This window comes from Pararhizobium sp. A13 (assembly GCF_040126305.1).
GTDB lineage: Bacteria > Pseudomonadota > Alphaproteobacteria > Rhizobiales > Rhizobiaceae > Pararhizobium.
Genome location: NZ_CP149510.1, coordinates 1961300 through 1987916, shown reverse-complemented (window position 1 = coordinate 1987916; position 26617 = coordinate 1961300). Strand labels below are relative to the sequence as shown.

General features: G+C 61.1%; 27 protein-coding genes. 15 read left to right on the top strand and 12 right to left on the bottom strand.

Annotated features, from left to right (window positions below; all coding sequences use genetic code 11):
* Nucleotides 1–32 precede the first annotated feature (32 nt).
* On the bottom strand, nt 33–1622 hold the full coding sequence (hisS, locus tag WI754_RS09590) for a histidine--tRNA ligase (protein ID WP_349437476.1): 1590 nt from the start codon (nt 1620–1622) through the stop codon (nt 33–35).
* A 200-nt stretch (nt 1623–1822) separates the two neighbouring features.
* Nucleotides 1823–2452 carry a helix-turn-helix transcriptional regulator gene (locus tag WI754_RS09585; protein ID WP_349437475.1) on the bottom strand — a complete coding sequence of 210 codons (630 nt, stop codon included), beginning with the start codon at nt 2450–2452 and terminating at the stop codon, nt 1823–1825.
* Nucleotides 2453–2733: 281 nt separating this feature from the next.
* Between WI754_RS09585 and WI754_RS09580 the strand changes: the two genes are divergently transcribed.
* From WI754_RS09580 to WI754_RS09565, 4 genes are all read left to right on the top strand, one after another.
* A complete protein-coding gene (locus WI754_RS09580; protein ID WP_349437473.1) occupies nt 2734–3150 on the top strand; it encodes a hypothetical protein in 417 nt (138 codons plus the stop codon).
* Nucleotides 3151–3208: 58 nt separating this feature from the next.
* A complete protein-coding gene (locus tag WI754_RS09575; RefSeq protein ID WP_349437471.1) occupies nt 3209–3589 on the top strand; it encodes a hypothetical protein in 381 nt (126 codons plus the stop codon).
* A 52-nt stretch (nt 3590–3641) separates the two neighbouring features.
* Entirely contained in the window at nt 3642–4022 is a 381-nt protein-coding gene (locus WI754_RS09570; RefSeq protein ID WP_349437469.1) for a DUF305 domain-containing protein, read from the top strand.
* 125 nt (nt 4023–4147) lie between these two features.
* A complete protein-coding gene (locus WI754_RS09565; protein ID WP_349437467.1) occupies nt 4148–4342 on the top strand; it encodes a hypothetical protein in 195 nt (64 codons plus the stop codon).
* A gap of 19 nt (nt 4343–4361) precedes the next feature.
* Here WI754_RS09565 and WI754_RS09560 read toward each other — a convergent pair whose 3' ends face one another.
* Nucleotides 4362–4991, bottom strand: coding sequence for a DNA-3-methyladenine glycosylase I (locus tag WI754_RS09560; protein WP_349437465.1), 630 nt, complete (start codon nt 4989–4991; stop codon nt 4362–4364).
* 251 nt (nt 4992–5242) lie between these two features.
* Here WI754_RS09560 and WI754_RS09555 point away from each other — a divergent pair, with 251 nt between their 5' ends.
* From WI754_RS09555 to WI754_RS09545, 3 genes are all read left to right on the top strand, one after another.
* Nucleotides 5243–6007: a L,D-transpeptidase gene (locus tag WI754_RS09555; protein ID WP_349437464.1), complete on the top strand. Its 765-nt coding sequence runs from the start codon at nt 5243–5245 to the stop codon at nt 6005–6007.
* Between the two features lie 168 nt (nt 6008–6175).
* Complete coding sequence (locus tag WI754_RS09550) at nt 6176–6868, top strand: L,D-transpeptidase (RefSeq protein WP_349437462.1); 693 nt, start codon at nt 6176–6178, stop codon at nt 6866–6868.
* Nucleotides 6869–7002: 134 nt separating this feature from the next.
* Nucleotides 7003–7680, top strand: a complete 678-nt coding sequence (locus tag WI754_RS09545; protein ID WP_349437460.1) for an outer membrane beta-barrel protein — start codon at nt 7003–7005, stop codon at nt 7678–7680.
* On the opposite strand, the gene glcF is transcribed toward WI754_RS09545, so the two are convergent.
* The 3 genes from glcF to WI754_RS09530 all read right to left on the bottom strand — a co-directional run bounded on the left by glcF (nt 7671) and on the right by WI754_RS09530 (nt 11807).
* Nucleotides 7671–8972, bottom strand: a complete 1302-nt coding sequence (gene glcF, locus WI754_RS09540) for a glycolate oxidase subunit GlcF (protein ID WP_349437459.1) — start codon at nt 8970–8972, stop codon at nt 7671–7673. The two genes, WI754_RS09545 and glcF, sit on opposite strands and share 10 nt — an antisense overlap.
* 193 nt (nt 8973–9165) lie before the next feature.
* Complete coding sequence (locus WI754_RS09535) at nt 9166–10371, bottom strand: FAD-binding protein (protein WP_349437458.1); 1206 nt, start codon at nt 10369–10371, stop codon at nt 9166–9168.
* Nucleotides 10368–11807: an FAD-linked oxidase C-terminal domain-containing protein gene (locus WI754_RS09530; RefSeq protein ID WP_349437456.1), complete on the bottom strand. Its 1440-nt coding sequence runs from the start codon at nt 11805–11807 to the stop codon at nt 10368–10370. Before WI754_RS09530 ends, WI754_RS09535 begins: the two co-directional genes overlap by 4 nt.
* A gap of 114 nt (nt 11808–11921) precedes the next feature.
* On the opposite strand from WI754_RS09530, the gene WI754_RS09525 reads away from it, so the two are divergent.
* A complete protein-coding gene (locus WI754_RS09525) occupies nt 11922–12818 on the top strand; it encodes a LysR family transcriptional regulator (protein WP_349437454.1) in 897 nt (298 codons plus the stop codon).
* On the opposite strand, the gene WI754_RS09520 is transcribed toward WI754_RS09525, so the two are convergent.
* Together WI754_RS09520 and WI754_RS09515 are read right to left on the bottom strand one after the other, a co-directional pair.
* The gene (locus tag WI754_RS09520; protein WP_349437453.1) at nt 12766–14232 is read right to left on the bottom strand and encodes a DUF6880 family protein; all 1467 of its coding nucleotides are present in this window, start codon (nt 14230–14232) and stop codon (nt 12766–12768) included. The two genes, WI754_RS09525 and WI754_RS09520, sit on opposite strands and share 53 nt — an antisense overlap.
* Before the next feature lie 40 nt (nt 14233–14272).
* Nucleotides 14273–15556, bottom strand: coding sequence for a DUF3422 family protein (locus WI754_RS09515; RefSeq protein WP_349437451.1), 1284 nt, complete (start codon nt 15554–15556; stop codon nt 14273–14275).
* 145 nt (nt 15557–15701) lie between these two features.
* On the opposite strand from WI754_RS09515, the gene WI754_RS09510 reads away from it, so the two are divergent.
* The 5 genes from WI754_RS09510 to WI754_RS09490 all read left to right on the top strand — a co-directional run bounded on the left by WI754_RS09510 (nt 15702) and on the right by WI754_RS09490 (nt 21189).
* Nucleotides 15702–16574, top strand: coding sequence for a FadR/GntR family transcriptional regulator (locus WI754_RS09510; protein ID WP_349437780.1), 873 nt, complete (start codon nt 15702–15704; stop codon nt 16572–16574).
* Nucleotides 16575–16816: 242 nt separating this feature from the next.
* Nucleotides 16817–17323: an NUDIX hydrolase gene (locus WI754_RS09505; RefSeq protein WP_349437449.1), complete on the top strand. Its 507-nt coding sequence runs from the start codon at nt 16817–16819 to the stop codon at nt 17321–17323.
* Between the two features lie 92 nt (nt 17324–17415).
* Nucleotides 17416–18921 carry an inorganic phosphate transporter gene (locus WI754_RS09500; protein ID WP_349437447.1) on the top strand — a complete coding sequence of 502 codons (1506 nt, stop codon included), beginning with the start codon at nt 17416–17418 and terminating at the stop codon, nt 18919–18921.
* 10 nt (nt 18922–18931) lie between these two features.
* Complete coding sequence (locus tag WI754_RS09495; RefSeq protein WP_349437445.1) at nt 18932–19669, top strand: 16S rRNA (uracil(1498)-N(3))-methyltransferase; 738 nt, start codon at nt 18932–18934, stop codon at nt 19667–19669.
* Nucleotides 19670–19815: 146 nt separating this feature from the next.
* The gene (locus tag WI754_RS09490; protein ID WP_349437444.1) at nt 19816–21189 is read left to right on the top strand and encodes a glutamate--cysteine ligase; all 1374 of its coding nucleotides are present in this window, start codon (nt 19816–19818) and stop codon (nt 21187–21189) included.
* 9 nt (nt 21190–21198) lie between these two features.
* Here the strand turns inward: WI754_RS09490 and WI754_RS09485 are convergent, their stop codons facing one another.
* Nucleotides 21199–21633 (bottom strand): GNAT family N-acetyltransferase, encoded by a 435-nt coding sequence (locus WI754_RS09485; protein WP_349437442.1) that lies wholly within the window; start codon nt 21631–21633, stop codon nt 21199–21201.
* Nucleotides 21634–21813: 180 nt separating this feature from the next.
* Between WI754_RS09485 and WI754_RS09480 the strand changes: the two genes are divergently transcribed.
* On the top strand, nt 21814–22647 hold the full coding sequence (locus WI754_RS09480; protein WP_349437440.1) for a DUF937 domain-containing protein: 834 nt from the start codon (nt 21814–21816) through the stop codon (nt 22645–22647).
* 262 nt (nt 22648–22909) lie between these two features.
* Here the strand turns inward: WI754_RS09480 and WI754_RS09475 are convergent, their stop codons facing one another.
* Entirely contained in the window at nt 22910–23203 is a 294-nt protein-coding gene (locus WI754_RS09475) for a DUF1127 domain-containing protein (RefSeq protein WP_349437439.1), read from the bottom strand.
* A gap of 226 nt (nt 23204–23429) precedes the next feature.
* On the opposite strand from WI754_RS09475, the gene WI754_RS09470 reads away from it, so the two are divergent.
* Nucleotides 23430–24380 carry a LysR substrate-binding domain-containing protein gene (locus tag WI754_RS09470; protein ID WP_349437437.1) on the top strand — a complete coding sequence of 317 codons (951 nt, stop codon included), beginning with the start codon at nt 23430–23432 and terminating at the stop codon, nt 24378–24380.
* A gap of 369 nt (nt 24381–24749) precedes the next feature.
* On the opposite strand, the gene WI754_RS09465 is transcribed toward WI754_RS09470, so the two are convergent.
* Nucleotides 24750–25625 carry a dienelactone hydrolase family protein gene (locus WI754_RS09465; protein ID WP_349437435.1) on the bottom strand — a complete coding sequence of 292 codons (876 nt, stop codon included), beginning with the start codon at nt 25623–25625 and terminating at the stop codon, nt 24750–24752.
* Nucleotides 25626–25828: 203 nt separating this feature from the next.
* Nucleotides 25829–26611: a 3-hydroxybutyrate dehydrogenase gene (locus WI754_RS09460; protein ID WP_349437433.1), complete on the bottom strand. Its 783-nt coding sequence runs from the start codon at nt 26609–26611 to the stop codon at nt 25829–25831.
* Between the last annotated feature and the right edge of the window lie 6 nt (nt 26612–26617).

The following is a 26617-nucleotide window of genomic DNA, read 5'->3' as shown; positions in this document are numbered from 1 at the left end:
AGCTGACAGAGGGGGGTAAACTCTCCCCATCCTCAAGCGCCCCTGTTTGTCCGCGCCCGGTCCTCGGCCTGCGCCGCCAGCATCTCGCGCACCTTGGCGACGAGGTCGCCCTCCGGCACAGAGACCTGCGCCACGCGGGCCTCGCGCCAGGCCGTGTTGTCCTCGATCTCGCCGGAGAGGCGCTTGCCCTCGATCAGGTCCTTGATCTGCACGACACCTTGGGCGCGCTCGTCTCCGCCCTGGATGATGGCGAGCGGTGAGCCACGGCGGTCGGCATATTTCAACTGGTCGCCGAAATTCTTCTTGTTGCCCTGATACATTTCGGCCCGGATGCCGGCATGGCGCAACTGTTGCGTGAACTGCTGGTACTTGCCGAGGCTTTCCGTGTCGCGGTCCATGACGCAGACGACGACCGGGGCGATGACCTCTTCCATGCCGAGCTTGCCAAGATTCTTCAGCGCCGTCATCAGGCGCGAAACGCCGATGGAGAAACCGGTGGCCGGGACTGGCTGGCCCATGAAGCGCGAGACGAGGCCGTCATAGCGCCCGCCGCCGCCGACCGAGCCGAAGACGACCTTTTCGCCCTTTTCGTTGGTGACGGCGAACTGGAGCTCGGCTTCGAAGACGGGACCGGTGTAGTATTCGAGGCCGCGGACGACGGAGGGGTCAATGATGATTCGATCCATGCCGTAGCCGCCAGCACGGACCAGAGTCCGAATTCCTTCAAGCTCGTTGTGGCCATCGATGCAAAGTTGAGAATCGTAGAAAGAGGTGCCGTCTTCCTTGAGAAGAAAATAACCCTGATCAATTGCATTCTCGAATAAGTTTCCAACTGCCGCCGCCTCGCGCATTTGGGCGGCGGACGAGTTGGAACGCTCAATGAAGTGCATTAGCATACTGACAGCGTTGGGGTTCAATCCGACCCCCTTGGTGAAATCGCCGCTTTCGTCCTTTCGACCGGGACCGAGCAGCAACTTAACACCCTCGACTCCAAACTTATCAAGCTTGTCGATCGCTCGCAGCACATTCAGCCGGGCATTGGCATTCTCATCGCCGCCAAGCCCGATCGCCTCGAGTACTCCGTCGAGAACCTTGCGGTTGTTGACCCGGATCACATAGTCCCCACGCTTGATGCCGAGCGCTTCCATCGTATCGGCCATCATCATGCACATTTCGGCATCGGCCTGGACGCCGGCGGCGCCGACCGTGTCGGCGTCGAACTGCATGAACTGGCGGAAACGGCCCGGGCCCGGCTTCTCGTTGCGGAAGACGTAACCGGCGCGGTAGGTGCGGTAGGGCAGCTGAATGTCGTTGAAATTTTCCGCGACGTGGCGGGCCAGCGGGGCGGTCAGGTCATAGCGCGCGCTCATCCACTGCTCGTCGTCATCCTGCAGCGAGAAGACGCCTTCGTTCGGGCGGTCGCTGTCGGGCAGGAATTTTCCGAGCGCGTCGGTATATTCGAACAGCGGCGTCTCGACGGGATCGAAACCGTAGCGCTCATAGACTTCGCGGATCTTGCCGGTCATCTCGTCGACGGCACGGATATCGGCGGCGGAGCGATCGACGAAACCGCGCGGCAGACGCGCCTTCAGCTTCTGTGGCTTCTTCTTTTTGTCGTTCATGGGGGTCCGCACTTTCAGCGTCGATCGGTCATGGTTGATCGGTCATGGGAATTGGCGCTTTCCCTATCCGATCAAGGCCAAGGCGGCAAGTCTTTGCGCGGTCTTGCGCGGGATGATGCGCGTCGTCGGACGCACATCAGCATTTTGTTTCCCTGCATGTCGTTCTCCCAAAACCGCTACACAATTTTGGGCGACATGCGCTACAGCGGACGCGACAGCGTGTCCCAGTTATGGATCACCGCGCCCTCGGCCATCGGCGCCTCGGCTTCGGGAATAAGGATGGAATGGGTGTCGCCGCGGATGACGCCTTTAAGCTCCGACTGGAAGCTCATCCGCTTGAACTGCACGAAGCCGTCCGGAATGCTGGTGACCGACATGGCCGCGCCGCCGTAGAAATCGATGCTGGCGAGCTCACCCGCCTTGAGGCTGGAAACGATGGCGCGGTCCTCGATGAAGTCATGGTAAAGCCCGGTCATATAGCGGCGGATGCTCCTGCCGACCATCGCCCGCATCTGCGGCGTTTCGGCAAATTCCTGCCGCGAGCCGGCGAGATAGCGGATATCCTCACCTTCCCAGAGGTTGCGGCTGTCACGTGCATTGACGATCGACCGCAACAACACCTTTCCAGCATAGACGTCGGCCCGGCGCAAGAAATCGACGATCGCGCCGGTGGCGCGCAGATCGGGTGTCGAGATGCCGCGCTCCCAGCGCGAAACCGTCGGCAGGGAAAAGCCGAGCTTCCAGGCGATGTCGCCCTGGCTCAAGCCCGCCTTCAGCCGGTAGTCCCGAAGCTGCCTAACCAGTTCGCCCTGCGCCAAAATCGCCGACATGTCGTGTTTCCAAAATCCAGGATTGAGCAACTTGCAGAATCAAAACCAAGGGGTTAGCAAATGATCAATCTACGGCATTTAAGTTGCGGTTTTTGTGCACTATTTTCAATTTCATGAGGAGCGTTTCACGCAATCTGCAACGGAACGATGAAACACAAGAACAATTCTTTTTTCGTGGCGGGTAAAGCCCTATTTCACGGCGTAACCGCCTTGATGGCAAAAACTGTCTCGTTTTTGCAAAAGCCGCCTTTGCGGCGGGAGAGCAAGGAGCGGAAGACGGCATGCTGCAGTTGATGAAACCGGGATTCGGCACGATCCTGCCCGAAGACAGCCGTGCTCATGAAGGGTGGGTCGAGGCGCTGGCGGGGCGGGACTATCTTATCGAAAGGTGGCATTGCGACCTTTCGACTGGCCTATTCGCCGTTGGGGAGGCAACCAAAACCCGGCACGGCCTTGGCGACAAGCTCTGCGGATTGCTGGACATCATCCGCAACTATCACGAGGATCATCACAGGACAGTGCTCAACATCCTTGAAGAGGCGACCGCGGCGGCGTCTTCCTTCTGCTTCTGCACGACGCTACAGGAGGAGGACGGCGGTACCATGCTGGTTTTCTGCGTCGGCACCTCGACCATGGGCGTTTCACCGGTCGGCGGGCGGATGCAGGGCATCTTCGCCTTCGCACCAGCCGACGGCTGAACCGTCTCTTCAAGAAAGGGCGTCGCCGGTCTTTTCTTTGGTCAGCCGCACTCCTATCTTGACGACCATGCGCGCCGTCATCCTCATCACCGCCCTTTTCTGTGCCCTGATCAGCGGCTGGACGGCATCGCTTGCCCGGGTGCAGGATCTGGGCGGTATGGTGACGATGCATCACGCAGGCGTATCCGCAGATCATGGCGCATCCGCGACATCTGATCAGTATCACTGCGCGGCGGACGCGAAAAACTGCGATCATCATGCGCAGACGGTGCATCCGCTGCTCTGCGCGGCCTGTTTCGCAATCGTCCTCGACAGCCACGGTCTCGACCGCGACGAATTTGCCAACGCGATCATCCGTCCGCGGCCGCAGAAGTCGCTGCGGGCAACCGCCCTCGAGCCGCAATTCCCGCCTCCCAAGACATTCCTCTCGGTTTCCTGAACGCGGACAACCTCCGCACGTCACGAATTGCAGAAATGAAAGAGAGCACAGGATGTCTCTGAGACCCATTATGGCCGCGATGCTGGCCCTTACCTTCACCTTTCCCCTCGCCGCGCAGGAGATGGACCATAGCAATCACGGGTCCATGCAAGGCATGAGCGAGCCGAAGGGCGATACAGGTCCATCCAGCAAGGCCTTTGCCGAGGCCAATGCGAAGATGCATGAAGGTATGGACATCGCCTTCAGCGGCAATACGGATGCCGACTTCGTGCGCGGCATGATCGCCCATCACCAGGGCGCGATCGACATGGCGAAGATCGAGCTTGAATACGGCAAGGATGCAGAACTGCGCAAACTCGCCGAAGGCATCATTTCCGCCCAGGAAGGGGAGATCAGGATGATGACGGAGTGGCTCGCCAGGAACGGCGGCTGATCCTCAGTTCAAATGAAGAGCGGCGCCGGAGTTTGTCTCCGGCGCCTGTTCGACAGCCCATTCGCGCCACATTGACCGAAATCCGCCGCGGGCACATAATTTCGGTGCGTGGGTGGGAGGACGTCATGAAGATCTTCAAGAATATCGCCGGCATCTTCGTCATATTGCTCGGCGGACTCTGGATGTTGCAAGGTTCCAATATCATTACCGGGAGCCGTATGTCCGATAACAAGGAATGGCTTGTGATCGGCGCGATGCTGGTGATCTTCGGTGCGGTGCTTCTTTACATGAACAACAGGCCAGCGGCGCCAACGTACTGACGCAAGGCCCGGTAATATTTCATGGGCGCGCGAATGACGCGCGCAACTGCTCGACCTTTGCCCGGAAATAGCACCCCTCGATATGGTCGTTGACCAGTCCCATCGCCTGCATGAAGGCATAGACCGTGGTCGGGCCGACGAAGGTCCAGCCGCGTTTTTTCAAATCCTTCGATATTGAAAGTGACGTTGGCGTCGTCGGATTGGCGGCGATCGCCTCGTAGGTGACGACCTTCGGGCGCTCGTTCGCACCCGGCTCATGGCTCCAGAAATAACGGGCGAGCGTGCCGAACTCGGATCTCAATTCCTGCGCCCGCTTCGCATTGTTGACCGTCGAGACGATCTTGCCGCGATGGCGGACGATGCCGGGGTCGGCAAGACAGCGCTCGATATCGGCATCGCCGAATTTGGCGACCACATCGAAATCGAAGCCGGCGAAGGCGGCGCGGAAGGCTTCACGCTTTCTGAGGATGGTCAGCCAGGATAGGCCGGACTGGAACCCTTCGAGGCAAATCTTCTCGAACAGCCGGATATCGTTGGCCATCGGCCTACCCCACTCTTCGTCATGATAACGCTGGTAATCCTCCAGATTGGCATGCCAGGCGCAGCGCTCGAGGCCGTCCGCGCCGGTGATGATTCCCCTTGCTGTCACGCGTTTCTCCCTGTTTTTCCGTGCTTTACCATTTGCCAACCATAGTCCTAAAGCAGGCAATAACCCTACCCAAAGCTTTACCCCGCCGAATGCCTTTTAATGAACCGACATTTACCATTCGGTCGTCGCCCGGTGCCACCATCGCCAAATTCCGCCAAGCCTCTTGGCGTTCATATCCCGCCCGCCTTCCGCCCACCCTGCGGACGGCGGAGCTATGAGACAGTCCCGGCGAAAGGTAGCGAGTCCGTCCGATGATGAAGAAAACCCTGATCCTTGCCACGTCCCTGTTCGTGGCATTTTCCAGTCTTGCGGACGCGCAAGACCGCTATCAGAACCGCCCGCCGGTCGTCATCAGCCCTGACCTCACCGCGCCCTGGGTGACCCAGCTCGGCGGCAGCGTGCAGCCGGTCGTCTACCGTCAGCAGCGCCTTATAGACGTTCAGAGCGAGCGCGCCACCCGAAAACAGTATCTGTTCCAGCGCCGTGTCAAGCGCTCCGGCGCCGCCGTTGCGCAGCCGGTGGCGATGACGCGGGCACAGAAGCCGGCGCAGCGCCAGCTCGATCCGCAGTTCCTGCCACAGACGGTTGCTTATGAAACGAAGGAAAGGCCGGGTACGATCGTCATCGATACCAACAGCCGTTTCCTCTATCTCGTCACCGGCGATGGGCAAGCGCGGCGTTACGGCGTCGGCGTCGGCAAGCCGGGCTTCGAATGGGCCGGCGTCCACAAGGTGACGCGCAAGTCCGAATGGCCGGTCTGGACGCCGCCGTCCGAGATGATCGCGCGCGAGGCGGTAAAGGGGCATTATCTGCCTGCCAGCATGGAGGGCGGCCCGGCCAATCCGCTCGGGGCCCGCGCCATGTATCTCGGCTCGACGCTCTACCGCATCCACGGCACCAACGCGCCCTGGACGATCGGCTTTGCCGTCTCGTCCGGCTGCATCCGCATGCGTAACGAGGATGTCGTCGATCTCTATGAACGCGTGAAAATCGGCACCAAGGTCATCGTGATTTAAGCCTCCGCTTACCTGCCGAACGGCCTGAACGTGGCCTTTCGGCAACAGGGGTACCCGCGGTTACACTTGTGTCGATCACATTTACTCTATCCAAGACCCGTTAGACTTGCGTAAAACGCGATATTGAATAGCGTTTCGCAGCTTAGGGCTGGAGAGGGAATCTTGTCGATGAAATATGCCTTGCAGACATTGGCCGCAATCGGTTTTGCGGCCGCTGTTACATTTGGCGCGCCGAGCGCTTCGGCTTTCATGCCGGGACAGGCCGAAACCGTGAAGTCCACATCGGATGTCACGCTGGTGGCGATGGAGAAGAAACCGGCGAAGCAGTTCTGGCGCACCAAGGTGCGGCTGAGTACCGACGAGGCGCCGGGCACGATCATCGTCGATACCAACAACAAGTACCTTTATTATATCGAGGGCCCGAACAAGGCGACCCGCTATGGCATCGGCGTCGGTCGCGAGGGCTTCGGCTGGTCGGGCGTCGTCAAGGTGCAGCGCAAGGCGGAGTGGCCGGGCTGGACACCACCGCCGGAAATGATCATCCGCGAACGCAAGAAGGGCCGCATCCTTCCGGCCTATCAGGAAGGCGGCATCGACAATCCGCTCGGCGCCCGGGCGCTCTATCTCTACAAGGGCAAGAGCGATTCCGGATTTCGCATCCACGGCACCAATCAGCCCTGGACGATCGGCCAGAACATGTCTTCGGGCTGCATCCGCATGATGAACAAGGATGTCGAACATCTCTACGAACGTGCCGACATCGGCACCAAGGTCATCGTCATCGGCCCCGGCAACAAGCAGGGTGATGTTTCCTATGACGATCGCGGCGTGGATATCCTGCGCACCATCTTCGGCGGCTGATCACTCAGCAATGTCGACATCGAAAGCGTCCGCGTTTAGCGGGCGCTTTTTTATTTCGCCCGTTCAGACCTGTCATACGCCTGTTGCCCCGAAAATATACGGCTTTTCCGGATTGGAATTGCCTGGGGATCGACATGCGCTTCAATACCGGACGGACGGCAGCCGTTTTCTCTGCGATCATTGCTTTTGCAAGCATTGCGACCGGTTCCGCCAGCGCGGAGGATTTGCAAATCTCGGTTTACGGGGGCTATCAGACGGCGCCACACAGTGACGTGACGGTATCGGACGGCACAGATTTTACCGCGGGATGGGAAGGCAATTCCTTCAAGTCACCGCCGTATTACGGCGTGCGCGGCACCTGGTGGCTGACCGACCTCGGCAGGTCGAATCTCGGCCTGTCGATCGACTACACGCATGCAAAGGTCTATGCCGATGACGAAACATTCGACAAGACACCGGGATGGACCCATTTCGAATTTACCGACGGGCTGAACCTGCTCACCCTCAACGGCATCTACCGCTTCCAGCAGCCTGACCGGAAATGGACGCCGTATGTCGGGGCCGGTGTCGGCATCAACGTACCGCATGTCGAGGTCACTCGCCCCTCCGGCAGAACATTCGACTATGAATTCGGTGGCGTGACGCTTCAGGCACAGGCGGGCATTACCTACCAGATTTCTGAGCGCTGGTCGGTTTTCGGCGAGTACAAGGGCAACTATTCCTTCGTCGACGTGCCGATCGACAGCGGCGCCCGCCTGAAGACCGACATCATCACCAATGCGGTCAACCTCGGCGTCTCGTTTCACTTCTGAAGCAAGGCCGGTTTTTCACCGCCATAGGCCCAGTCGAGCAGTTCCACCGTGTGCAGGATCGGCATCCTTGTGCCGGTGGCGATCTGGGTGATGCAGCCGACATTGCCGGTGGCGATGAAGTCGGCCTTGGTCGCTTCGATATTCTTCACCTTGCGCGCTTTCAGCGTTGCCGAAATCTCCGGCTGCAGGATGTTGTAGGTTCCGGCCGAGCCGCAACAGAGATGGCCTTCGGCAGGGTCGCGGACCGTGAACCCGGCATTTTTCAAAAGCAGCTTCGGCGCCGTGGTGATCTTCTGGCCATGCTGCATCGAGCAGGCCGAATGGTAAGCGACGGTCATGTTCCTCGCTTCCTGCCGCGGCAGATCGAGGCTCGCCAGGTATTCGGTGATGTCCTTTGCCAGCGCCGAGACGCGGGCGGCTTTTTCAGCATAGGCCGGATCGAGGCGCAGCATATGGCCGTAATCCTTGATCGTCGTGCCGCAGCCCGAGGCGGTGATGATGATCGCGTCCAGCCCGCCTTCCTCCGCCGCGTTGATCCAGACATCGACATTGCGGCGGGCAGAGACAAGCGCCTGTTCTTCGCGACCCATGTGATGGACGAGCGCTCCGCAACAGCCCTCGCCTTCCGGCACCACGACCTCGACACCGAGCCGCGTCAGAAGCCGGATCGCCGCCTCGTTGATTTCCGGCTTCAGAACTGGCTGGGCGCAGCCGGTCAGGATCGCCACCCGCCCTCGGCGTTCGGCGGTCGCCACCCTGACACCCGGCTGCGCAGCACCCGATGGCGGAGCGAGGTCGCGCGGCGCCAGATCGAGCATGACGCCGAAGGTCTTCAGGAACGGCACCCGCTTCATCAGTCCCGCAAGGGGCCGGCCGAGCCGGGCTGCCTTGAGTGCCAGCCGGAAGCGTGAGGGATAGGGCAGGACCGCAGCCAGCGCCGCGCGCACCAGCCGGTCCTTCAGAGGCCTCTTGTAGGTGTTTTCGATGTGGACACGGGCGTGATCGACCAGATGCATATAGTTCACGCCGGACGGACAGGTGGTCATGCAGGCAAGGCAGGAGAGGCAGCGGTCGATATGGGTGACCACTTCCTCGTCCGCCGGGCGGCCGTTTTCCAGCATGTCCTTGATCAGGTAGATGCGCCCGCGCGGGCTATCGAGCTCGTTGCCGAGCGTCACATAGGTCGGACAGGTGGCGGTGCAGAAGCCGCAATGCACGCATTTGCGCAGGATCGATTCCGATTCGGCGACATGCGGGTCTGCGAGCTGGGCGGCGGTGAAGTTGGTTTGCATCAGGCGCAGGGCTCCGAGTTTGCGGCGGCATACCCCCCTCTGCCCCCCTGGGACATCTCCCCCTCAAGGGGGGAGATTGGCCGCATGCTTTGGCCCTCCCTTGCAAACGCCGCATGGGAAAAGCACGACCTCCCCCCTTGAGGGGAAGATGTCACGAAGTGACAGAGGGGGGTATTCGGGACGCGGGTCATACTCAAAAACTCATCTTCCCCGGATTGAAAATCCCCTTGGGATCGAACTTATGCTTCAATCGTGCCGACAGCGCGGCGACCGACGGAGCTTCCGGTTCGAATGCCGGCGTCGTCGCGCGAACTGCATCCGAAACCCGCACCAGCGTCGCGTGTCCGCCACCGATACCCTTGACGTAACGGCGCAGCAGATCTGCCTCGGCGTCGGCTTCCATGCGCAGCCAGACGAGACCGCCTTGCCAGTCGTAGAAGGCATCGACGCCCGCTTCCAGTCGGAGGGCCGCGACCAGTTGCTGGCCTGCGGAGGGGGCGACGGAGACGCGCCAGAGCGGTTTTTGCGTTCCATCCGCATAGGGTTTGACATCGCGGATTTCCCGCCAGAGCGATGTTGTCGCCTCACGGTCGAGAACGGCAACGGGCGCGATCGATGCGAAGGCGGCAACGAGCTTTTCGCGGCGGCCGGTGACAGAGGCCGCCAAGCCTTCAATCCGCAACGCCGTTGCCGGGCCATCCGGAAGACCGCCGCCGAGAAAACGCGAGCGGACGGTTTCCGGCAGATGCGCAGCACCCGAAACCTCGACCGGCAGAGCCATTGCCCGTGCCATGGCCGTTGCTGCTTCGGCATCATCGAGCCCGGACAGGACGATCGTTGCCGAGGCTGGCTGCAGCGGCAGAACCTTGAACGTGACCTCCGTCAGAAGCCCCAAAGTGCCGTGCGAACCACAGAGCAGCTTGACGAGATCGAGCCCGGTGACGTTCTTCATCACCCTGCCACCGGACTTGATGACCTCCCCTGCCCCATTGGCGAACCGGATACCGAGCAGGTGGTCTCGTGCCGCACCCGCCACGAGACGGCGGGGGCCGGAGGCGTTGGTGGCGAAGACGCCGCCGATCGTCGGCTCACCCGTGGTTGCCATGACGCCGCGATAGTCAAGCGGTTCGAAGGCGAGCGTCTGGCGGTTTTCAAGAAGCATTGCCTCGATCTCGGCGACCAGCGTTCCGGCCTTTGCCGTCATGGTCATCTCGGCCGGATTATACGAAACGACCCCCGACAGTTTTCGCGTCGAGAGGAGCCGGTCAGCAGCCACCGGATTGCCCAGGCCGGAGCGCGTTCCGCCACCTTCTATCTTCAGCGTCAGGTCATTGCGGGCAATGGTCGCGACGATACCGGCCGCTTCCGTTTCGGTTTCCGGCTCGAATATCGGGATCATGCGGCAGGACGCCCTTCGAGCGGAAAGACCTTGGACGGGTTCATGATCCATTGCGGGTCGAAGGCGGCGCGGGCGGCCATCTGCTGGTCGAGGTCGGCCTGGCTGAACTGATGCAGCATCAGGTCGCGTTTTTCGATACCGACGCCATGTTCGCCGGTAAGGCAGCCGCCGGCATCGACGCAGAGCTTGAGGATATCATTGCCCGCAGCTTCCGCGCGCGCGGCATCTTCCGGATCGTTGATGTTGTAGAGAATGAGCGGATGCATGTTGCCGTCGCCGGCGTGGAAGACGTTGGCGACGCGCAGGCCATATCCGTCGATGATCTCGCTGGTTTTCTTCAGTACATAGGAGAGCTGGCCGAGCGGCACCGTGCCGTCCATGCAGATATAGTCGGCGATGCGGCCGGTGGCGCCGAAGGCTGACTTGCGGCCCTTCCAGATCAGCGCCGCCTCTGTTGCCGACTGGCTCTCCTTGATCGTCGAGACACCATGGCGGCGGGCGATCTCGATGATGTTCGAAAGCATCGCCTCCATCTCGGCTTCCGAGCCCTCGACCTCGACGATCAGCAACGCTTCGACGTCCATCGGATAGCCTGCATGCGCGAAGGCCTCGCAGATGCTGATGGCCGGCTTGTCCATGAATTCGATGGCGACCGGGATGATACCGGAACCGATGACTTCGGCGACGCAGGAACCGGCTTCTTCCGAGGAAGGGAAGCCGAAAAGGACCGGTCGCGCGCCTTCCGGCTTGGCGATCAACCGCACCGTCGCCTCGGTCACGATGCCGAGCTGGCCTTCGGAGCCACAGACGAGGCCGAGCAGGTCATAGCCCGGCGCATCCAGCGCCTTGCCGCCGAGCTCGATCACGGTTCCGTCGAACAGCACCATCTTCACGCCGAGCAGATTGTTGGTCGTCACACCGTATTTCAGGCAATGGGCGCCGCCGGAATTCATGCCGATATTGCCGCCGATGGTGCAGGCAAGCTGCGAGCTCGGGTCCGGCGCATAAAAGAAGCCATCAGCCGAGACAGTCTCGGAAATATTAAGGTTGGTGACGCCAGCCTGAACCGTGGCCGTGCGGTTGGCAAAATCGATATCGAGGATGCGCGACATCTTCGACAGGCCGATCACCACCGCATCCGCCTGCGGGATCGCACCGCCGGACAGCGATGTGCCGGCCCCACGCGGCACGACGGGGATGCCGTAGCGGCTGCAATATCTCAAGACCGCCGCCACCTGCGCCGTCGTTTCCGGCAAGGCAACGGCAAGCGGAACCTGGCGATAGGCGATGAAAGCATCCGTTTCGAAGGGCACCAGCCCGCGCCTCTCACTGATCAGGCAGTCGGGCGGCAGGAGGTCCGCGAGGTCCTCGATGATGGCTGCGCGGCGGGAAAGGACGCTTTGCTTCGGTTCCAGAAAGGCGATGGTCTCAGGCATTTCGGCCTCCCGGCTCGTCCTTGATGCGAAATTGGTATTTTTTCTTTACCACTACCGTCACGACGCAGCAAATGTTAATCAGTTTTTCCGTTTTCGAAACAATGGTCAAGATTGATGACAAACCTGGGCGATCTCGAAGTCTTCACCCGCGTCGTATTGACGGGCAGCATGTCGGCCGCCGGCCGAGCGCTCGGCTTTTCGCCTGCCGTCATTTCCAAGCGGATCAAGCGGCTGGAAGACCGGCTCGGCACGCGGTTGCTGCAGCGAACGACGCGGCAGATTTCGCTCACCGAAGCGGGACAAGGTTTTTACGATCGCGTGCTCGGCGTCCTCGCCGGCGTCGAGGATGCCGAAGCCTTCGCCTCCGGCCGCTCCGGTCAGCCGCAAGGAACACTTCGGGTCACGGCACCGACCTCTTTCGGCCGCATGCATGTCGCGCCGCATCTGGCCCGCTTCATCGAGATGCATACCGAGCTTGTCGTCAACATCGTCCTATCCGACGACTTCACCGACATCGTCGCGGAAGGTTTCGATCTGGCCATCCGCATCGGCGAACTCGACGATTCCAGCCTCGTGGCACGAAAACTGGTGCCGGTGCGGCGTATCCTCTGCGCCTCGCCCGCCTATATCGAGCGCTACGGCATACCGGAAACCGTCGATGATCTCGGCCGGCATGTCTGCCTGCGCCAGCATAACCACGACACCTGGAAGCTGGAAAGCCGGCAGGGGGCGCTGAGCTACAAGCCGCAGGGCCGGCTGATCACCAATTCGTCGGAAGTCGTGCGCGAAGCCGTGCTCTCCGGCGCGGGTATTGCCCTGCGCTCGACATGGGACATCGGCGGCGACCTGAAGTCGGGACGGCTCCTGCAGGTCCTGCCAGCCTGGGAAGGCTCCAGCAATCTCTTCGTCTCCGCCCTCTACCCAAGCCGCCAATTCCTGCCGGCCAAGGTCCGCCTGTTCATCGATTATCTTGCCGGGCTTTACGGGCCGCAGCCCTATTGGGAGCGATAATTTCCGGCGGGACAAGCTCCCAGAAGCCATATTTGCGGCCGTGCTCCTTTCGCAAGCCGGCGACAAAGGCATCATGGGGCATCAATCCGTCATTGCCACCGGGGCGCGCGGCGAGCGCCGAGAGCGTTGCAAGATAGTCAGCACCGTACCCATAGGCCTCAGACAGGCCTCTGCCGATGATGCGGTCGAGCAGGGCCCGGTAGAGAACGGTTGCGGCAGCCGGATGGTCCTCTTCGAAGGCCTCGGCAGCGGGCCGAAGAAATTCATAAAACTCCCCCTCCCAGGCGTCGGCTCTTGCGACGACATAGCGCGCAGCGAGATCGAGCCTTGGCCATGCCAGATAGAACCGCAGCGCAGCATGGGGACTGGGGTGCACTTCCACGAAAGCAAAGGCCTTGTCGAGCGCCTCGAATTCCTCGAAATCACCGGCCTTGGCGATGTATTCCCGCAGCATGCCGGCGTCGAGCCCTTGCTCGAACACCTTCCAGCGCAGCGCCTGCGAAGCGGAACGATCCTTCAGACCGTCGAGAATGGCGGCCTCCAGCCGTTCCTTATCCGGGAGCGGCTTCATATCGCCTCTCAGGATATCGGCGCGGCGGGCAAAGCCGATGCGGGATTTGCGGTGTTTGCGAACCCAGATCAACGCCTCCGCATAGCGGCCCGCAGCATGGAGTCGTTCGGCGATGATGGTCGGTTCGCGCAAAGGTTCCGGCAGGGCTTCCTCGATTGCCACATAGGCATCAAGATCGCCGCGCGCATCGGCAATGGCGCGGCGCACATAAACGACGGCGGGCAGAAAGGACGTTCCAGCCGGTATTTCCATAGCCGCGGCAAGCGTTTCGTCCCATACTTTAAGCACGTCCGGCGGCAGCACGGCGGCGACCCGCACCGCGAGCAGCGTCTTGAAGCCATGGTAGTCCATCCCACCGAGTGCCGGCGTGATCAGCACGGGGATCTGTGCCTGCTTTTCGGCGGACATCGCCTGCGCCAATCGCCCGGCTGCTTCGCAGGCCTGACCGTAAATTCCGGCAATGCGGCCGCTGGAATCGTTGACACGCTCGGCAATTCCCTCGTAGCCGAACACGAAGCGGATCAGTCGCTCCAGCGCCATGCCTGGATCGACGGCGCCGAACTCCTTGACAATGCTGGCCGAGATGCTTTCCAGATCGTTGCCGAAGGCGCGCTCCTTCTGCCAGCGGATGCGTGTGCGCGATTTTTCGAGCATCGTCAGGCGGCTGTCGATCAGCTTGGCCATGCCCGCAGCGCCGCCAATGCCGGCAAGCGCCGCATTCAAGCGCTTCTTGAAGGAGGGATTGAGCGCCGCTTCATCCAGCGCGATCTGGACGAGCCTTTCAAGGCCGAGCACCGTCAGCCCATCCTTGTCCAGTTTCGCCTTCTTTGCCGCTTTCGCCATGGTTTTGAACAGACCGAATCTTTTCGATATGGCCTCAGACTTAAAGGATTTCCCGGTCTTCGTCTGCATGGTGTTTGCGGATCGAGCGGACGATGAGCCACATGGAAATCACGGCGACGGGCACGAAGAAGCCGGTGAGCACGCTGGATTTCACCGGCAGGCCCTCGCTTTCCAAGGCCTTGGCGAGATAGCCGAACAGGCCGACGATGTAATAGGAAATGGCGGCGACCGACAGGCCTTCGACGGTCTGCTGCAGGCGCAGTTGCAGCTTGGCGCGCCGGTCCATGGAGTTGAGCAGAACGCTGTTTTGCCGTTCGAGTTCGACATCGACCCAGCTTCTGAGCAGAGCGGTGGCGCGCGTCAGCTTGCGCGACAGGTTGGCCTGGCGTTCTTCGACCGACTGACAGGTGCGCATGGCGGGCGCCAGTCGCCTTTCGAGGAAGGTGCCGAGGGTTTCGTAACCCGGCACGCCGGTTTCCGTCAGCGAGCGGATACGCTCTTGGACGATGCCGTAATAGGCACGGCTAGCGCCGAACCGGTAGAGACTGAGTGCTGCGCCCGCCTCCAGTTCGGCCGCGAGCAGCGTGATCTCGGCGAGCATCTCATCGGCCTTTTCGCGGACGCTGCCGCGCATCTTCTGGGTGACGCCGGTCAGCCCGTCCTCGATGCGGCGGATATCCGGCGACAGCGATTGCGCCAAAGGCAGGCCGAGCATGGCGAGCGTCCGGTAGGTCTCGATGTCGAGCAGCCGCTGCACCAGCGCGCCGGTTCCCGCCTCCGTCATGCCCCGGTCGATGACGAGGATCTGCGTCAGGCCGTCACCGTTCTGGCGGAAATCGGTCAGCACGACGGCCTGGCCGTTCTTGACGTCGCTGTAACAGAGGCTGGTCGGGTCGAATGCGCTCATCGCCGCGCGGGTCTCTTCCGTATCCGGCCGGATCTCGAGGCGGATGCCGGAAATCAGGCTTCCTGGCGGGGAAAAACCATCGCCGAACGGGTGGGTGGTCACTTCCCCGCCGAAACGGTCGGGAATGACGCCGTCCCAGAAATAGGTCGAGAATTCGGTATGCCGCTCCCAGCGCAGCGTGCCCTGCCCCCACGACACGGCATGGTGGTTGGCATCGCGGCTCGGCGGCGAGACGCCGCGGGCGCGGGACAATTCCGAGAGGACGGCATGATCGACGCCAGAGCCGCCATCCGTCATGAAAGCAAGCTGGAAGATGACGCGCGGCGATGTCACCAGCGCATACGGACGCGCGTGGATCTCGCCCAACGCCTGCGCCCGGGCCGGTGCCGACGGAAATGCAAAACTACCCTTGGCCATGAAGCGTTTTCCCCTCTCACGCGTCAATCAGAACCCTCTTATCAACAGGTCGAGCAAAAGGGAAAGGACGCTTTGACGCAGCTGCAACTTTGTCCCCGACAGCATTTTCACAAAGTGGCTAAAGAAATTGACCACTTTGGCGCAGATGACTAGATTGACGGCAAGGAGAGCCGCCGTGACCGACGACACCATTGATGCCTATGCCCGCATCCCTCACAGCCGGACATCCGCCGAAATCATCCACCAAATCGAACTCCTGATTCTCGAAGGCGTGTTGCGCGATGGCGAACGGCTGCCGAGCGAAAGGGAGTTGTCGCGCCGATTCGACGTCTCCCGGCCCATTTTACGGGAGGCGCTGAAGGAACTGGAAGCACGCGGACTGCTCGTCAGCCATCACGGCGGCGGTACCTTTGTCGCGGATGTCATCGGCCAGATCTTTTCCAAACCGGTGATCGAACTGATTGGCCGGCACGAGAAGGCGACGCAGGACTATCTCGAATATCGCCGCGAACTGGAGGGCATGACGGCGGAGTTTGCCGCACGGCGCGCCACCCGCTTCGACAGGGAAATGCTGACGCACATCATGGAAGAGATGCGCGCCGCGCATCTCGTGGGCTCCGCGGAAGGCGGGCTGAAGACCGATGTCGAACTGCACAGCGCCATCGGCGAAGCGGCCCACAACATCATCCTGCTGCATACGTTGAGGGCCTGCTACCGGCTGCTGAGCGGCGGCATCTTCTTCAGCCGCGAGGTGCTGTTTGCCGCCCCCGGCGCGGGTGACAAGTTGCTCGCCCAGCACGAAGCCATCTACGAGGCCATCATGGCCGGCAATGCGCAGGCGGCCCGGGAGGCGGCGCAGGCCCATATCGACTTCATCATCATGGCGACGCGCGAGGCGGAACGGACGGGGGAATGGGCCCGCATTTCGCAACTGAGACAACAGCAACGGGAACGTCAAAACGGGGGGCCGTCAGTCAAAGGCTTTGCCGGTCGCGATGGCGATGCGAACGACCTCTAAATAATTTCTGTGGGCATCTCGCCAATGCCGCAAAGATACTCTAAAAGGGCGCGAACGGCACATTTTGGCAGCGCAATCCCACTAAATTGCCCGTCTTCCGCGCCTCCGCCCCCTTCATTAGGGGCGCCGCGAATACTATATGTGTTTCATAAAATCTGTGCGTTTACAGGCCGCATAAAGCGAGCATACTCGAGCGATATTGCAGATTGATTGATTCTTTGTTTTGAAAGGATGCACCGACGTTGAACATTCTGAATCGCATAGCCGCAGACGTCCGCCTGATGTTTCGCCGTCCGGTGAGAATGCAATGCGCCGCACTGTGCTATCGATTCAAGAAGAAGAGCGCGGTGCCGGAAATGCTGCTCATCACCAGCCGCGACACCGGTCGCTGGGTCATCCCCAAGGGCTGGCCGATGGAAGGCAAGCTATGTCATGAAGCTGCCGCACGCGAAGCCTATGAAGAAGCTGGTGTCAAGGGCGAAGCCGGCGCGGAACGGATCGGCTTCTACATGTACGACAAGGCCATGGACCACGGCCTGAAAATCGAGTGCATGGTCCAGGTCTACCCCCTGGTCGTCCTGGACATGCTGAAGAACTTCCCGGAAAAAGGCAGCCGGAAGATGGAATGGGTAAGCTTCGCAGAAGGCGCCAGCCGCGTCGCCGAGCCGATGCTCAGGGATATTATTCTGAGCTTTGAACAGCGTCTGCTTGCCACCATGAACCCTGCCCCGCAGGCCGTGGCGCGATAAGCTCCCGACATCACATGGATAGCTTGGCACGAGCTACGCCTGATATCGCTACGCTTTCTAACGCCTCGGCGGCATGAACTGGAGAATCGACGGTGGCAAAGCCGCGCCCGCGCCTGGAAAAACCAACGCTCGACGAATATCTGGACAAGGTAACCCTCACTGAACAGGCCACGCAGCATGTCCTGAAGCCATGGGCGGGCGTTGGCCTTGGAATTCTCTTCCTTGTCGTCAGCATGATTTTTGCCGCTGCCTATGTGTCCGAGCAGCCGGGTTACCTAATCATCATTGCCGCCGCCGCTGTCGCCGGCTACATGGCGATGAATATCGGCGCCAACGACGTCACCAACAATGTCGGCGCGGCGGTCGGATCCAAAGCGATTAGCATGACGATGGCGCTTGTCATCGCCGCCATCTTCGAGATCGCAGGCGCCGTGTTTGCCGGCGGCCGCGTCGTCTCCACCATCGAGGCCGGCATTGTCGATGCGGCCCAAATGCCGACGGGCCTTTCCTTCGTCTGGGTGATGATGGCGGCGCTGATTTCAGCCGCAGTCTGGATCAACATCGCGACATGGTCCAGCGCACCGATTTCAACCACCCATTCGATCGTCGGAAGTATTCTCGGATCCGGTGTCGCGGCTGCAGGCATTTCCGCCGTCCACTGGGTATCGCTTGCGGGAATAACGGCAAGCTGGATGGTTTCGCCCATCCTGGGCGGCGGCATCGCGGCGCTGCTCCTTGCCTTCATCAAGACCTTCATCATCTACCGCGAAGACAAGGTCGACGCGGCGATCTTCTGGACCCCCATTCTGATCGCCACGATGACCGGCTCCTTCGCCACCTATTTTGCGGTGATCGGGCTGGAAAAAGTCGTCACTATTTCGCTGACGAACGGCATCCTCATAGGCTTGGCCGTGACCGCCGCCACCGTTCTTGCCTGCAGGCCATGGATCGTCCGTCAGGCGCAAGGGCTCGACAACCGCAACCAGTCGCTGCGCAAGCTGTTCCGGATGCCGCTGATCCTGTCGGCCGCACTTTTATCCTTTGCCCATGGGGCGAACGACGTTTCCAACGCCGTCGGGCCGCTTTCGGGGATCGTGGCAAACGTTAACGGCCTGGCTATCCTGCAGACAACCCATGTGCCGCTGTGGGTCATGCTGATCGGAGCTTTCGGTATCTCCTGCGGGCTGCTTCTGTTCGGGCCGAAGCTGATCCATGTCGTCGGCGAAGAGATCACCAGGCTCAACCCGATGCGCGCCTTCTGCGTTGCCTTGGCAACGGCGATCACCGTCATACTGGCAACGACGCTCGGACTGCCCGTGTCCACCACGCACACCGCTGTCGGCGCCGTTTTCGGCATCGGCTTCTTCCGCGAATGGTACACCCGCAATTCGAGGCGGCGCCTTGAATATGTTCGCCGCAAGACCGGACACGCGGACTTCGAGCGATACGTCGAACACAGTCCTGAAGAGTTGCACCGGCGACGGCTGGTGCGGCGATCGCATTTCATGACGATCGTCGGCGCATGGGTCATCACCGTCCCCGTTTCGGCGCTGCTTTCGGCAGCCGTCTACTGCGTCCTCGCGGCGCTTTTCATCTAAAGGATACGACATGCGCGCCAATTTCCGCATGCAGCGGCTCTTCATCGACGCGCCGCTCGCCACCGGCGCCGTTTACGAAGCCGGCAAGGAACAGTTCAACTACCTCGTCAACGTGCTGCGCTTCGAAGAGGGCGATGCCGTTCTCGTTTTCAATGGCCGCGATGGCGAGTGGCGGGCGGAGCTTTCCTTTCCGAGCAAGAAACGCCTGCTCTTGACCGCGACCGAGCAGACGCGGCCACAGCCCGCCCCGTGCGATCTGCAGTATCTGTTCGCGCCGTTGAAGGTCGGCAGGCTCGACTATCTCGTGCAGAAGGCCGTCGAGATGGGCGCCGGCCTGCTGCAACCGGTGATGACCCAGCATGTGCAGGGCAAGATCAGCAACATGGACCGGGTCCGGGCCAATGTCATCGAGGCGGTCGAGCAATGCGGCGTGCTCGGCATTCCGCAGGTGGCGGAGCCGCGCAAACTGGAAGACGTTCTGGCGACCTGGCCGGAAGACCGGCGCATCATTTTCTGCGACGAGGGAGATGCCGGGCAAAATCCGCTGCCGGTTCTGGCCGGCGTAAAGGAGCGCAAACTGGCCCTGCTGATCGGGCCCGAAGGCGGCTTCTCCGATGCCGAGCGCAGCTTGCTGCGCAGCCGCGATTTCGTCACCGCTATTCCGCTCGGACCGCGTATCCTCCGGGCCGATACGGCCGCCGTCGCCGCCATGGCGGTGATCCAGGCGACCATCGGCGACTGGCAGTAGCGGCTGTGTCATTTCGGTGCCGATAAGGTGTTGAAAATTTGAACCGGCCTTGAAACAATTTCACTTGCACGCCACCTCAATCCGGTTCAATCACCCTCCTGACATCTGCCGCCCGGCAGGTTCCGCCTGTTCAAAAGAAGACGCCCATGGCCAGAGACACCACCGACCAGACGCCGGCTAGCTCCGTCGCAGACCTGACCGAATACCTGGCTCAGGGCAACAAGCCGAAGGAACGGTTCCGCATCGGGACGGAGCATGAGAAGTTCGCCTTCTTCAAGGCCGACAACAGCCCAGTCCCCTATTTCGGCGAGGCCAGCATCTCGGCGCTTCTGAACGGCATGGCTGAGAAAAGCGGCTGGGAACCGATCATCGACGCCGGCAACATCATCGGCCTTGCCGAACAATCCGGCCAGGGCGCGATCTCGCTGGAGCCCGGCGGTCAGTTCGAGCTTTCGGGCGCACCGCTCGAAAACCTGCACCAGACCTGCAAGGAATCCAACCAGCACCTCGCCGTGTTGCGCGAAATCGCGGAGCCGCTCGGCATCCGTTTCCTCGGCATCGGCGGTTCACCGAAATGGACCTTTACTGAGACGCCGCACATGCCGAAATCCCGCTACGACATCATGAGCCGCTACATGCCGAAGGTCGGCACCCAAGGGCTCGACATGATGTATCGCACGTGCACGATCCAGGTGAATCTCGACTTCTCCTCCGAAGACGACATGCGCCGCAAGATGCAGGTGTCGCTGAAGCTGCAGCCGCTGTCGACGGCACTGTTTGCAAGCTCGCCCTTCACCGACGGCAAGCCGAACGGATTGCTCTCCTGGCGCGGCAATATCTGGCGCGACACCGACAACCAGCGCGCCGGTGTTCTGCCAGTCGCCTTCAACGCGGATTTCGGCTTCGAAGACTATGTCAAATGGGCGCTCGACGTGCCGATGTATTTCGTCGTGCGCGACGGCCACTACCATGACTGTACGCACGTCACCTTCCGCCAGTTCATGAACGGCGCCCTGAAGGGGGAACTGGCCGACTGGGAGCCCAATATGGGCGATTGGACCAACCATCTTTCGACGCTGTTCCCCGATGTGCGGCTGAAGCGCTTCCTCGAAATGCGCGGCGCCGACGGCGGTCCATGGCGCCGCATCTGTGCGCTGCCGGCCTTCTGGGTCGGCCTGCTCTACGACGACGCAGCGCTTGACGCGGCCGAAGACCTGACCCGCTCCTGGACCTACGAGGATACGATCGCCATGCGCGACGCCGTGCCGGCACAGGCGCTTGCGGCCAAACACAAGGGCACATCGCTGTTCGACATTGCCCGTGAAGTCCTCTCGATCTCCCGTCTTGGCCTGAAGAACCGCAACCGGCTGAACAGCGACGAGGTCGATGAGAGCATCTTTCTCGCGCCGCTCGACGAGGTGCTGGCAAAGAAGGCAACGCTCGCCGAGGACCTGCTATCGCTCTACAACGGCCGCTGGAACGGCTCGGTCGATCCGGTTTTCACTGAGTACCAGTATTAAGCGCCACCCTCAGGAGAACCGTTTTTTCAGGAAATATCGGGGAATGGCGTTCGGCCCGCCTTCGAGCTCGCCGAACACCTGGTAGCCAAGCTTTTCATAAAAAGGCTTGGCCTGAAATTCGAAGGTATCCAGCCAGACGCCGAGATAGCCGCGGGCACGAGCGATATTCTCAGCCTCCTGGATCAAGCGAGAACCAAGGCCCTGGCCGCGATACTGATCCGGTATCGCAAGATATTTCACGAAGGCCCAGCCGTAGCCGTCGATGCCATACAGCCCGCCGACGACCTTGCCCGTGTCCGGTTCACGGAGCAGGATCGCGAAATCCGCCTTGTCCTCGACGGCCCCCTTGCTCGCCTCGTTGTACGCCTCCAGTGGCGCAACGATTGCTGCGCGGTGCTCCGGTTCAGGATTTTCGGCAATGATGTCGATGATGGGTGTTTTCATGCGTATTTTTCCGATTTCCAAAACAGCAATCACCATAAGCGCCTATCAGCGGCTTGGGGAGTGGGCAACACGGGCCGCCGCCCCCCTTTTGTCCCGGCTAATAAAAAGCGGTTCCCACCCGGCTTTTTCCCGTTATAGTGCAACGACATGCGTCGTTTCGCCCGCAGGAGAGGACTGGAGATGATTCCGCTTTTTGACATGATGATGCAGGCGCAGAACGGCAATGCCATGGACGTGATGGCCAAGCAATTCGGCCTTGCCCAGGAACAGATGGCCAAGGCGACCGCCGCACTGATGCCGGCCTTCTCCACCGCGCTCAAACGCAACGCCGCCAACCCCTATGATTTCGGCGCCTTGCTGACCGCCATGTCGAGCGGCAACTACGCGCAGTATTTCGAGGACATGAGCAAGGCCTTCACGCCGCAGGGCATGGCCGACGGCAACAGCGTTCTCGACCAGCTTTTCGGCTCCAAGGAGATGTTGCAGGCGGTCTCCGCGCAAGCGGCCCAGATGACCGGCGTCGGCCAGGAAATCTACAAGCAGATGCTGCCGGTGATGGCGAGCGCGATCATGGGCGGGCTGTTCAAGCAGGCCTCAGGCCAGATGGGCGGCATGCAGAACCCCTTTGCCAACACGCCGATGGAAGCCATGATGAAGCCTTGGCTGGAAGCCTCCGGATTTATCAAGAAACCGCAACCGGCTCCCAATCCCTTCGACAACCCCTTCACGCAGGCGATGCAGGGCTTTTTCGGCATCGGCAAACCGGAAGAAAAACAGCAATCCGCCCCCGACGTGTTTGCCGCCAATCCCTTCATCAAGGCTTTTCAGGACATGATGAGCGGTAGTGCGACGGTAGCGCCGACCCCGGAAGAGAAGCCTACGGACAAGAGCCCCATGGCGCCCTTCACCGATATGTTCAACAGCATGTTCGACAGCGGACTGGAAGCACAGAAGGAATATCAGAAGAACATCGACGGGCTGTTTGAGACGTATCGGAAGAACACCACCGCCTGACGGGACAACGCCATCCCAGGCCACTACCCGTGACACTTAATCCCCAGAAACGAAAAAGCCCGGCGCTGGTCTTGGGGACCACGCACCGGGCAAGCAGCAGGGCAATTGGCTCTAACCCTGCGGGGAACGGTAACGCACAGAGGCGGCTGCGCGTCCCTGTTGCGCGGAACGTCTTTCAACGTTTGAGGCGCGCAACAAAACTTTGAACTGCTGCGAAATTCCTGACCCGTCGCTCAGGAACGTGCCGCAGCGAATGCGATCATCAATCGAGCCGCGCATTCCTGTAGAACGTGTTCGTCCGGTTGCGCGACGCCTGCGTCAGGTGGCGACCGGGATCATCGAAAAACGACGAGGTCAGTGCCTCGCGCACTTCTTCGCGGCAAAGCCCGATGTCGAGCAACTGATGATCATCGAGGTCGTGCAGGCTGCCGATCGCTTTTCGGTTTCGCAGACGACGCCAAACCGATGTCAGCACGCCCGTCAGCCCCGTCTGGCGGGACGTCGCGGACAGCTTCCCGGTTAGGGTGAGATCGAGAGTGTGATCGGTCGTGCGCATGATACTGCTCCTTTTTGCAGGCACGAAGCGACCCTCCCCCGCAGGGAGGTCGGCGCGGGGGCGGGTCGAAACTTGATGATGATCCGGCGCCGCCAAATGCGGACCGGAGCGGCGGTTGATGTGATTTGCAGGACCAAATTCGCAAATCCTTATTGATCAGTCCAACGAATGTTTCTAATGATATTCATCAAACAATTTTATGAGTAACCTTTTGGGAACTTGGGCCATGTCCGCACCACTCGATATCGACCAGCTTCAGACGTTTGTTGCCATCGCGGATACCGGCAGCTTCACCAAGGCGGCCGACCGTGTCTTTAAGACCCAGTCAGCCGTCTCGATGCAGATGCGCCGGCTGGAGGAACGGATTGGTAAGCAGCTCTTTGCGAAGGACGGCCGCGGCAACCGGCTGACGACGGAGGGCGACCGCCTCTTGAACTTCGCGCGGCGGATGATCCGTCTTAACAACGAGGCGATCGCCTCCTTCGACGACAACCGGCTGGAAGGCACGCTGCGGATCGGCACACCCGACGACTACGCCGACCGCTATATGCCGGAGATCATCGTCCGTTTTGCCAAGACGCATCCGAACGTCGAGCTCTATATCGTCTGCGAGCCCTCGGTGGACCTCGCCGAGAAGATGGCCAAGGGGGATCTCGACATTGCGCTGGTCACGCACAATCCGCGTGCCCGCGCCTCGGACGTGGTCCGGACCGAACCGCTCTGCTGGGTGAGCTCGATCAACCACCCGCTGCCGGAGAACGCGCCCGTGCCGCTCGCCGTCGGCAAGCGCGACTGCCTGTGGCGGCAGGCGGCCTGCTCGGCGCTGGACGCGACTGGCAAGGAATACAACATCCTGTTCACCAGCTGGTCGTCGACCGTCGTCGCGGCGGCGGTGCTCGCCGGCATGGCCGTTTCAGTGCTGCCGGAATCGGCGCTGCGCACCGGCATGAAGGTGCTGACCCAGGCCGACGGTTTCCCGGCGCTCGCGCCGGTGCAGATCGGCATCATGAAGCGGCCCGGCCTGTCGCCGTCGCTGTCGAATGCCATCACCAATCACATCACCGCCTGTCTCGACAACATCACGCCGACGACAGCGACCGACGACCTCGATGGCGACATGAAGAACTTCCCGCGCTACCCGCGGCTGCGCCAGAGCCATATGCTGCCGGGCTGGTAAGCCAACACGAGGCGCTAAAACAAAAAGGCCGTACTCCCTTGGAAGCGCGGCCTTTTTGTATTCCCCAATATCGATACCCGGCCAAAAAACGCGGCCGTAAAAGTCTGATGCAATATGCGTTGGTCATTTAGCCGCCCCCCAACGGGTCGACCCAAACTCTATACTCCAATCCGAAGTGTCACCAAAGATGGCGAAGCTGACCATTTTTGGGTCAATCATCGCATGCAGGCAGTAACCTTAATTGCCTTGCTTGGGCTTGCGAACGGCGCAGGCAAGAGACGGCCGGCCCTCTTTCGGAACGCCAACCGCAGCCGGCAGGCCTTGGCGAAGGGTCGCCTCGGAGGCCGCGGCGCCATTGCTGGCCAATTCCTAAGCCAGCTTCGCCTTCAAAAACTCCACCGTCCGGCCCCAGGCGAGATCGGCCGCCTTCTTGTCATAGCGGGCAGCGGAGGTGTCGTTGTTGAAGGCGTGATTGACCCCCTCATAGACATGGATAGTGAAATCCTTGCCGTTATCGGTCAGAGCCTTCTTGTAGGCGTCGATACCGGCATTGATGCGTTCGTCGAGGCCAGCATATTGCAGGAGCAGCGCCGCCTTGATCTTGGGCACATCCTCGGCCGGCGGCTGGGCGCCGTAATAGGCGACGCCGGCTTTCAGATCCGGCGATGCGACGGCCAGCTTGTTGACCAGACCGCCGCCCCAGCAAAAGCCGATCGCACCTACTTTGCCGGTCGTCGCGTCGTTGCCTTCAAGAAAGGTCACGGTCGCAGCCGCATTGTCGACCGTCTGCTTGCCATCCAGAGCGCCGATCATTTCGCGCGCCTTGTCCTCGTCCGAGGGCGTACCGCCGGCGGGCGAGAGGAAATCCGGTGCCAGCGCCACGAAACCCTCCAGCGCCATGCGACGGGCGACGTCGCGGATATGTGGATTGAGGCCGCGGTTCTCATGGATGACGATGACGGCCGGCAGTTTGCCGGATGCATCGGCCGGGCGCACGAGATAGCCCTTCATATCGCCGCCGGTGCCGGGATAGGTGATGTCCTCTGCCTTCAGCCGGGAATCGGCTTCGGGTACCATTTCCGCCTGGGCGCTGTTGGCGGCAAGCAAGGGGGCGATGGCCGCAGCACTCGCCGCCGATCCGGTCAACATCGTCAGCTTCTGCATGAAGGAGCGGCGGTCGAGCGTCAGATGGGTGTATTCGTCATAGGCGTTGATCATCGCCTGGGTAATAACGGGCTTTTCCATGGTTTTCCTCCGGGGCTACCGCCCCTCGGTCGATCGGCGGCGGGCGGGTTTCAACGGGATGTCGCCAAATGCTGCACGTCCTGAACATTCCAGAACCATGACAACAGAATTGCGGCACCGATCGCCGGAGGCAACGGTTCGCCCGTTAACTTGACGCAAACGTGATCCGGCCGTGATAGTTTACGGCCGGATCGAAATAGAATTTATTGCATGTACCAGCCGTGGCTGACGACGAGCGACTGGCCAGTGAGGGCATTGGTCTCGAAGCCGGCGAAGAGTAGCGCCACTTCCGCGACATCCTCGACCGTGGTGAATTGCGTGTCGACGGTGCCGCCGAGCATCATCTTCTTGACGACTTCCTCTTCGGAAATGCCCAGCGCCTTCGACTGTTCCGGAATCTGCTTCTCGACGAGCGGCGTCTTGACGAAGCCGGGGCAGATGACGTTGGCGCGCACCCCGTCCGGTCCGCCCTCCTTGGCGACCACGCGGGCAAGGCCGAGCAAGCCGTGCTTGGCGGTGACATAGGCCGATTTCAACGGCGAGGCCTCGTGCGAATGGACCGAGCCCATATAGATGATCGCACCGCCCTTCTGGGCCTTCATGTGCGGGATGCAGGCCTTGGTGGTCAGAAAGGCGCCGTCGAGATGGATAGCCAGCATCTTCTTCCAGTCCGAAAACGCGTAGTCCTCGATCTTGTTGACGATCTGGATGCCGGCATTGGAGACAAGCACATCCACCCTGCCCCATTTCTCGACGACGGCGGCGACGCCTGAATTGACGGCTTCCTCGCTGGTCACGTCCATGGCAAGGCCGATCGCCTCGCCGGGGCCGGCAGCCGTCAGGTCCTTGGCTGTCGCTTCCGCCGCCTCGAGCTTCAGGTCGGCGATAACGACCTTAGCGCCTTCCGACACGTATTTTTTGGCGATCGCCAGGCCGATGCCGCTGGCAGAGCCGGTGACTATGCAGACCTTGTCCTTGAGTTTCATGGACTT

Excerpts from the sequence above, each read along its gene's own strand:
- WI754_RS09490 (WP_349437444.1), top strand. The coding sequence starts at position 19,816 with ATGGCCAGAGACACCACCGACCAGACGCCGGCTAGCTCCGTCGCAGAC.
- WI754_RS09485 (WP_349437442.1), bottom strand. The coding sequence starts at position 21,633 with ATGAAAACACCCATCATCGACATCATTGCCGAAAATCCTGAACCGGAG.
- WI754_RS09565 (WP_349437467.1), top strand. The coding sequence starts at position 4,148 with ATGAAGATCTTCAAGAATATCGCCGGCATCTTCGTCATATTGCTCGGC.
- WI754_RS09585 (WP_349437475.1), bottom strand. The coding sequence starts at position 2,452 with ATGTCGGCGATTTTGGCGCAGGGCGAACTGGTTAGGCAGCTTCGGGAC.
- WI754_RS09520 (WP_349437453.1), bottom strand. The coding sequence starts at position 14,232 with ATGGCGAAAGCGGCAAAGAAGGCGAAACTGGACAAGGATGGGCTGACG.
- WI754_RS09550 (WP_349437462.1), top strand. The coding sequence starts at position 6,176 with ATGAAATATGCCTTGCAGACATTGGCCGCAATCGGTTTTGCGGCCGCT.
- WI754_RS09530 (WP_349437456.1), bottom strand. The coding sequence starts at position 11,807 with ATGCCTGAGACCATCGCCTTTCTGGAACCGAAGCAAAGCGTCCTTTCC.
- hisS (WP_349437476.1), bottom strand. The coding sequence starts at position 1,622 with ATGAACGACAAAAAGAAGAAGCCACAGAAGCTGAAGGCGCGTCTGCCG.
- WI754_RS09460 (WP_349437433.1), bottom strand. The coding sequence starts at position 26,611 with ATGAAACTCAAGGACAAGGTCTGCATAGTCACCGGCTCTGCCAGCGGC.
- WI754_RS09545 (WP_349437460.1), top strand. The coding sequence starts at position 7,003 with ATGCGCTTCAATACCGGACGGACGGCAGCCGTTTTCTCTGCGATCATT.
- WI754_RS09525 (WP_349437454.1), top strand. The coding sequence starts at position 11,922 with ATGACAAACCTGGGCGATCTCGAAGTCTTCACCCGCGTCGTATTGACG.
- WI754_RS09510 (WP_349437780.1), top strand. The coding sequence starts at position 15,702 with ATGACTAGATTGACGGCAAGGAGAGCCGCCGTGACCGACGACACCATT.
- WI754_RS09555 (WP_349437464.1), top strand. The coding sequence starts at position 5,243 with ATGATGAAGAAAACCCTGATCCTTGCCACGTCCCTGTTCGTGGCATTT.
- WI754_RS09495 (WP_349437445.1), top strand. The coding sequence starts at position 18,932 with ATGCGCGCCAATTTCCGCATGCAGCGGCTCTTCATCGACGCGCCGCTC.
- WI754_RS09465 (WP_349437435.1), bottom strand. The coding sequence starts at position 25,625 with ATGGAAAAGCCCGTTATTACCCAGGCGATGATCAACGCCTATGACGAA.
- WI754_RS09515 (WP_349437451.1), bottom strand. The coding sequence starts at position 15,556 with ATGGCCAAGGGTAGTTTTGCATTTCCGTCGGCACCGGCCCGGGCGCAG.
- glcF (WP_349437459.1), bottom strand. The coding sequence starts at position 8,972 with ATGCAAACCAACTTCACCGCCGCCCAGCTCGCAGACCCGCATGTCGCC.
- WI754_RS09570 (WP_349437469.1), top strand. The coding sequence starts at position 3,642 with ATGTCTCTGAGACCCATTATGGCCGCGATGCTGGCCCTTACCTTCACC.
- WI754_RS09580 (WP_349437473.1), top strand. The coding sequence starts at position 2,734 with ATGCTGCAGTTGATGAAACCGGGATTCGGCACGATCCTGCCCGAAGAC.
- WI754_RS09480 (WP_349437440.1), top strand. The coding sequence starts at position 21,814 with ATGATTCCGCTTTTTGACATGATGATGCAGGCGCAGAACGGCAATGCC.
- WI754_RS09470 (WP_349437437.1), top strand. The coding sequence starts at position 23,430 with ATGTCCGCACCACTCGATATCGACCAGCTTCAGACGTTTGTTGCCATC.
- WI754_RS09535 (WP_349437458.1), bottom strand. The coding sequence starts at position 10,371 with ATGATCCCGATATTCGAGCCGGAAACCGAAACGGAAGCGGCCGGTATC.
- WI754_RS09475 (WP_349437439.1), bottom strand. The coding sequence starts at position 23,203 with ATGCGCACGACCGATCACACTCTCGATCTCACCCTAACCGGGAAGCTG.